General features: G+C 58.6%; 8 protein-coding genes and 1 pseudogene. 5 read left to right on the top strand and 4 right to left on the bottom strand.

The genetic code is table 11. The annotated features are described in order from the left end of the window. From H1Y01_RS16180 to H1Y01_RS16190, 3 genes are all read right to left on the bottom strand, one after another. On the bottom strand, window positions 1-368 hold a 368-nt coding region (locus tag H1Y01_RS16180), incomplete at its 3' end, for a helix-turn-helix domain-containing protein (protein WP_180541545.1). Window positions 369-461: 93 nt separating this feature from the next. Further along, entirely contained in the window at window positions 462-1271 is an 810-nt protein-coding gene (locus H1Y01_RS16185; protein WP_180541546.1) for a hypothetical protein, read from the bottom strand. A 325-nt stretch (window positions 1272-1596) separates the two neighbouring features. After that, window positions 1597-2004: an acyl-CoA thioesterase gene (locus H1Y01_RS16190; RefSeq protein ID WP_180541547.1), complete on the bottom strand. Its 408-nt coding sequence runs from the start codon at window positions 2002-2004 to the stop codon at window positions 1597-1599. 56 nt (window positions 2005-2060) lie between these two features. Between H1Y01_RS16190 and H1Y01_RS16195 the strand changes: the two genes are divergently transcribed. From H1Y01_RS16195 to efp, 5 genes are all read left to right on the top strand, one after another. After that, window positions 2061-2753, top strand: coding sequence for a molybdenum cofactor biosynthesis protein (locus H1Y01_RS16195; RefSeq protein ID WP_180541548.1), 693 nt, complete (start codon window positions 2061-2063; stop codon window positions 2751-2753). A 52-nt stretch (window positions 2754-2805) separates the two neighbouring features. Further along, window positions 2806-3861 (top strand): VWA domain-containing protein, encoded by a 1056-nt coding sequence (locus H1Y01_RS16200; protein WP_180541549.1) that lies wholly within the window; start codon window positions 2806-2808, stop codon window positions 3859-3861. A gap of 10 nt (window positions 3862-3871) precedes the next feature. After that, complete coding sequence (locus H1Y01_RS16205; protein ID WP_180541550.1) at window positions 3872-4117, top strand: RNA chaperone Hfq; 246 nt, start codon at window positions 3872-3874, stop codon at window positions 4115-4117. After that, a complete protein-coding gene (locus tag H1Y01_RS16210) occupies window positions 4117-4935 on the top strand; it encodes an inositol monophosphatase family protein (protein WP_180541551.1) in 819 nt (272 codons plus the stop codon). The genes H1Y01_RS16205 and H1Y01_RS16210 overlap by 1 nt, the downstream gene beginning before the upstream one ends. A 182-nt stretch (window positions 4936-5117) precedes the next feature. Further along, window positions 5118-5675 (top strand): elongation factor P, encoded by a 558-nt coding sequence (gene efp, locus H1Y01_RS16215; RefSeq protein WP_180541552.1) that lies wholly within the window; start codon window positions 5118-5120, stop codon window positions 5673-5675. Here the strand turns inward: efp and H1Y01_RS16220 are convergent. Beyond that, window positions 5638-6085 (bottom strand): annotated as a pseudogene (locus H1Y01_RS16220) (L-seryl-tRNA(Sec) selenium transferase); the annotation flags it as partial. The gene efp and the pseudogene H1Y01_RS16220 sit on opposite strands and share 38 nt — an antisense overlap.

Here is a 6085-nt window from a genome sequence, read left to right on the forward strand (position 1 = left end):
GCGAGCGCGAGCAAGGCGCCGCTAACCGCGGGGTCCCGCCGGAACCGCTCGGCGCCTTCGACCAGCCAGAGATCGAACTTATCTTCCCGGACGCCGACGTCGGAGGTGAGCTCGGTTTCGAACCCTTCCGGATCATCGACCAGGTAGCCGGGGTGAACGGCGAAGTAGCGGGCCAGCAGCAGCCGCGTGGTGTTGGTGAGATGCGGGCGCTGGCCGCTTTCGATCTGTGACAGGTACGACTGCGAGAGCTTCTTTTTGAGCTTCTTCTCGATATCGCGCGAGACTTCCTGCTGGGTCATGGCGCGGCCGAGATTCTGGAGGGCGCCTTCCATCTCGCGGAGGTAGCGAAGCTTTTCACCGAGCTTCATTGCAATCTGTGATAAGCATATTGCAAATTGCGATTGGAGTCAAGTGAAGGTTTGAGGTCAGTTTGGTTGCGATTTGGTGAATGCGGGATGGATTCAGGCGGCTTTCTGATGCTTCGCTTTTGGTTTCGGAGCGCGGGGGAGCGGTGGCGGGGCGGAATCCGGCAGCGGCGGCGAGTGTTTTTTACCAAACGAGATTTCGTTGGAACCTGCTGCAGCGGTTGGAGTTACGGGTTTGCGATCGACCGTTTTGTTACTGTTTTTGGGCGGTTCGTCGGGGGCGGGTCCGGCTGCTTGCGGGTCCGGGGAATTGGCTTGCTCGAGGGTGGCCACGGCGCTGAGCAGGCGCTGGTACCAGGCGATCGCGGGGCTCGATTTCTCGTCGAAGAGCTGTTTCCGGCCGCGCCGTTTCTGGAGTTTGTCGAGTTCGGCTTCGATGCGCGCGCAATTGCGAACGATGCGGCTTTCATAGCGGCTGATGAGGTCGATGCGGCGGAAGTCCTCACGATAGGCATTGACCTGGCGCTCCCAACCGGGTGGCCGCGAGGTGGTATTGCCGGCTTCGTCTTCGGGCTTGAAGCAGAACAGATCATTCTCGACGGAGCGGATGCGGTTGAGGCGCCAGGTCCCTTCAAAGAGGAATTGCGCGTAGGCGATTTCACGGGTGCCGACGGGGCGGATCTCGCGGAAGAAGTCCATACCCATCTGGGCATAGAAGGGGATCTCGTCGGCGCTGATGAAGAGATTGACACCAGTGAGGCCGTGCTTGAGGGCGTTGAAGGCGCGCGGTTTCAGGTTGGGTTTGCCGTCCGGAAGCAGAGCGGGAGCGCCGGCGAGTCCCGCGGGTGTGTCGGCGAATTCGGTGAGTAGACCGGTTTTGCGTTGGAAAGCGGTGGTAAGTGCCATGGTGGGAACTCTCTGTAAGTCGGATTTTCGAGGTGGTTCGACTTAGAGATAGCAGAGGGGATGGGTGGAGTTTGGGGTAATTCGGGGGTAAGTTGTTGAGGGGGTTTGGGATTTGGGTGGAGGAGGTTGGTGAATGGCCGGATAGGTTGGATTAAGTAAGCTCCTATCGTTCGGCTTGTGAGCGTTCAAACAGTCAGCCCCAGCGGTAGGGTTCCCGCTAACCCTTTCTCTTCCGGCGGGTGCTCTTTCAAAGCCGTTGCGGCTTAAGATTTCGCAGGTCCGGACGGTTTCTGTCGAGCGGCTCGGGAACTACTTCACGTAATAACTACTTCACGCCGAACGCGGCCCGATACTTCTCAGGCAACCGGATCGGCCGAAACCGGTCCTTACTCAGGTAAAGATGCATGGACTCCGCCGTGCAAATCTCGCGCCCATCCGACGCGCGGCGCATATCATAGCGAAACTTCAAGAGTTTCGATGTACTCTCGATCGCCTCGATCCGAATGGCAATCTCGTCATCGAAACGGGCGGGATACAGATAGCGGCAGGTCACTTCCACGACGGCGATCACGACGCCGTCCACGGCCTCCATGTGACGGTAATCGAAGCCAATCTCGCGGCACCAATCGACGCGCGCCACCTCCATCCAGACCAGGTAGTTCGCGTGATAAACGACGCCCATCTGATCGGTTTCCGCGTAGCGCACGCGCACGCGCGTTTCGAACTCCGGCATCAAAAAAGTGTAACGCAATGAGCGGGATAGCCCGTCTGCTACACTTGGCCCCGTCCATGCAAGTACACGTCCTTTTCTTCGGTCAACTGAAGGACGCGACCGGGTTCGCGGCCCATGATTTCGAGGCATCGGAAGCGGCTTCGCTCGGTTCGATCTGGGATGATTTCGCGGCGCGTTTTCCTCGTCTGGAAGCGCATCGGCCGCACGTGCGCGCCGCGCGGAATCACGAGTTCGCGGCGTTCGAGACGCGGGTGGAACCGGGCGATGAGATCGCTTTCCTGCCGCCGGTCAGCGGCGGCTCGGACGTTCTCGTTTCGCTAACAAGGGATCCTATCGACGCGCGCGCGCTGGTGCGTCTGGTGCAACGCCCGACGGACGGGGCTGTGGCTACGTTCGAGGGCGTCGTTCGAGATAACACCAAAGGGCAGCCGACCGGATTTCTTGAGTACGAGTGCTACGAACCGATGGCGCTCCGGCTGATGGAAGACCTGCGGCGCGACTTACTAGGGAAGCATGCGATCGGGGAGGTGGCCATCGTTCATCGTCTGGGGAAGCTCGCGATCGGGGAAGCGAGCGTGGTGATTGTGGTCGCCGCACCGCATCGCCAGGCGGCTTTCGACGCGTGTTCCGAGGCGATCAACCGGCTTAAATCCAGCGTGCCTATCTGGAAGAAAGAACACTTCGAGGGAGGTGAAATCTGGGTGGAGGGCGATTGGGATCTGAAGGTTGAAGATGCGGCAAAACGATAAAGTAAGTGTTGGCCGCCGATTAACCACACATGGCCAGCGGCCACCCTGGGGAATGAAAACGCGGTTTGGGACGTTCCGCTCTCGCGCGGTAAACGGCATTCGAAGATTTCCTTTCCGGAGCACCAGCTTCATTACTGTCGCGGCTCAGAGTGGGGACTTCGGGGTCGTCAGGGCACCTATCGCGGCCACAGCCTTGGCGGCGATCGGGCTCGCAGTCACGGCCCTCGCGCAGGACCCGACGCTGACCGTGAACGTTCGCCTGGTTCATCTGCTTGCGACCGTGAAGGATGCTTCGGGGGGGCTGGTGACGAACCTTCACAAAGAAGATTTCACGATCTTCGACAATGGCAATCCGCAGAAGATCTCGTTGTTCGAGCGCACGAGTAATCAGCCGCTGTCCGTCTCGATTCTGATCGACAACAGCGGGTCGACGGCCAAAGATCTCAAGTCCGAAGTGGATTCGGTCAGCCGCTTCGTGCGCGCTCTGTTCGGCAGCGGCAACGATCTCGACCGCGCTTCGCTCTACAGCTTCAATTGGGAGGTGGTCAAGCGTGCCCCGTTCACACACAACGCGAGTCAGATTGAACGCGAACTTCGGGGCTTGCATGGCGAAGGCGGTACTTCCCTCTACGATGCCATCTATCTGGCTTCGGGCGAACTGTACGACCGCGATGGGCGTCACGTTCTGGTCATCGTGACTGACGGGGCCGACACGACGAGCACGAAAGACTATCAGGCCGCGGTTCGGGCGGCTCAGCGCGCGGACATCGTCATCTATCCGATCCTGATCATCCCGATCGAAAACGACGCGGGCCGCAGTATCGGCGGCGAGAACGCGCTAACGACGATGGCGGCGTCCACGGGAGGGCGCGTCTCTCTGGCGACGCTGGGGCCGGACCTCGACGATGCCTTCGCGCGCATTATCGACGAACTCCGCACGCAGTACTTCATCGCCTATTATCCGGCCGCGGTGTCGCCGCCTCCGCCCGATCCGTTCCACCGCATTTCCGTGCAGCTCAGCCGGCCCGGTTTGCGTATCTCCACCCGCGCTGGCTACTATGGGGAATCCGCTACGGTGTCGTCCGGAACCACTCGTTATCGGCCGTAGCACAACCGCCATGTCGCATTCCGCCAAGAGCGGCGCCAAAGCGCCGGAACATACTCAGGAAGAAGCTCGATTTCTCAAGCACCTCGTAGACCGCCGTTCGCCGGTGCGCATCAAGCTAAAGGACAACGAGTGGATTGATGGGACAGTCGAATACTTCGACGCCAGCTTCATTCGCGTCACACGCACGAACGCGCCTAACCTTTTCGTGTTCAAGCACGACATTAAGTACCTGCTGGAAATAGAGCCCGCAGTCTGATGTCTTCCACTTATCTTGATGCGGCGTTGGAGATCGCCCGAGAAGCCGGAGAAATGCTGTCCGGGTACTTTACGCGCCGGGTGGCATTCGAACTGAAAGGTGACTTCGATCTAGTTACAGAAGCCGATCGGGCCTCGGAGAAATTGATCATTCAGCGGCTAACTTCCCGGTTTCCGGATCATTCGATCGTGGCTGAGGAAGGCGGGGGTCATGAGAACCATGGCCGCTACCGCTGGTATGTGGACCCGGTAGACGGCACGACTAACTTCGCTCATAGTTACCCCGTGTATAACGTGACCCTGGCTTGCGAGTGCGACGGCGAGATGGTTGCGGGGGTTGTGTATGACCCTACCCGGGACGAAATGTTCGCCGCGGAGAAGGGCGCGGGAGCTACGCTGAACGGTGCGAAGATTGAGGTTTCCAAGGCGCGTCGTCTGGACGAAAGTCTTGTTTCGACGGGTTTTCCAAGCCGCAAGCGGCATCTCAACATCAACATTCACTTTTATCACCAGTTAGCGATGACGACGCACGGAGTTCGCCGCGGGGGATCAGCCGCGATCGATCTAGCTTATGTAGCTTGTGGGCGTCTGGAGGCTTTCTGGGAGTTCGGGTTACACCCGTGGGACATGGCTGCGGGGCGGCTGTTAGTTGCGGAAGCGGGGGGCAGGGTCAGCGACATGAAAGGCCGGCCACACGACTTACTCTCGCCGCATCTACTGGTGGATAACGGACTGATACATGATGAAACTCTCGAGCTGTTCGGCGAAGTGTTCCGGGGCGAATACAGATTTCCGATACCGGTAATCGCGGCGGAGTGAGCGGTGGCGTGAGTAGGACCCTCCCTTTCGGTCGGGCTCGGAGTGAGGTTTTGTCTGGTTTAGGCGGAGATAATGCGAGGATAGTTCGGGGTGAGGTTTTGTTTGGTTTATGCGGAGATAATGCGAGGATAGTTCGGGAGATAATGCGGATTCCCATTCTCTGATCGCTATACTAGTCCTTTATGGTTCCAGCGACGAAATTGCGGCCGGGTATGGTCGTCAAGTTCAATAACGACTTGTTTTCCGTGTTTAGTGTGAATCACCGGACGCCCGGCAACCTGCGGGGCTTCGTGCAAGCCAAGATGCGCAATTTGCAGAGCGGCTCGATGATCGAGCACCGGTTCTCGTCGGAAGACAAAGTCGAGCGGGCGATTCTCGATGAAGTGGAGATGGAGTATTTATATGACGACGGCGAATACTTCTACTTCATGAACACGACGAATTACGAGCAGCTTCATCTGACCAAGGATATCCTCGGCGATGCGGTCGAGTACTTGATCCCGGAGTTGCGCGTGCATGTCGAGTTCTACAACGGCAAAGCGATCAGCGTGGAGTTACCCGCCACCGTCGATATGACTGTCATGGAGACCGAGCCGGGACTGAAAGGCTCTACCGTTTCGAATGTAACTAAGCCCGCCAAGATGGAAACCGGTCTGGTGGTCCAGGTTCCGCCTTTCATTCTGGAAGGCGAGAAGATTCGGATCAATACGGCCGAAGGCACGTACCAGGAACGCGCATAACCGCTTCTTTCAGCGCGTGTTCTTCTTGCGGAAAAACTGTTCGTAGATCGAGCACGACCTGATCATCCCGGATTCGGGCGATTACAGCAGGGGTAGACGCGCGAAGCTCGCTTTCTATGCGCGCCGCATGGGTCTTTGCGGCGACAACTAATAAGGTGGCGATGGACTGGTCCGGAGTAGAACCTCCTCCGACGAGAGACTCGCCCGAGATGAGATCACAGCCTGGGAATAAGTTTGCGGCGCGCGCCCGGATTTCTTCCGCGGTCATGCGGATCATGTGAATGGCGGGAACGGCGGCCCAGTCTTCCAGGAGTAAGCTGCGCAGCGTGTGTGCGAGGGCCTGAATGGTCAACTTATCGACGCGCAACACACGAAAGAGCGGATTCTTTCGTAATCGTTGCAGGATCGCC

The sequence above is a fragment of the Nevskia soli genome, from assembly GCF_903970205.1.
Classification (GTDB): domain Bacteria; phylum Acidobacteriota; class Terriglobia; order Bryobacterales; family Bryobacteraceae; genus Bog-113.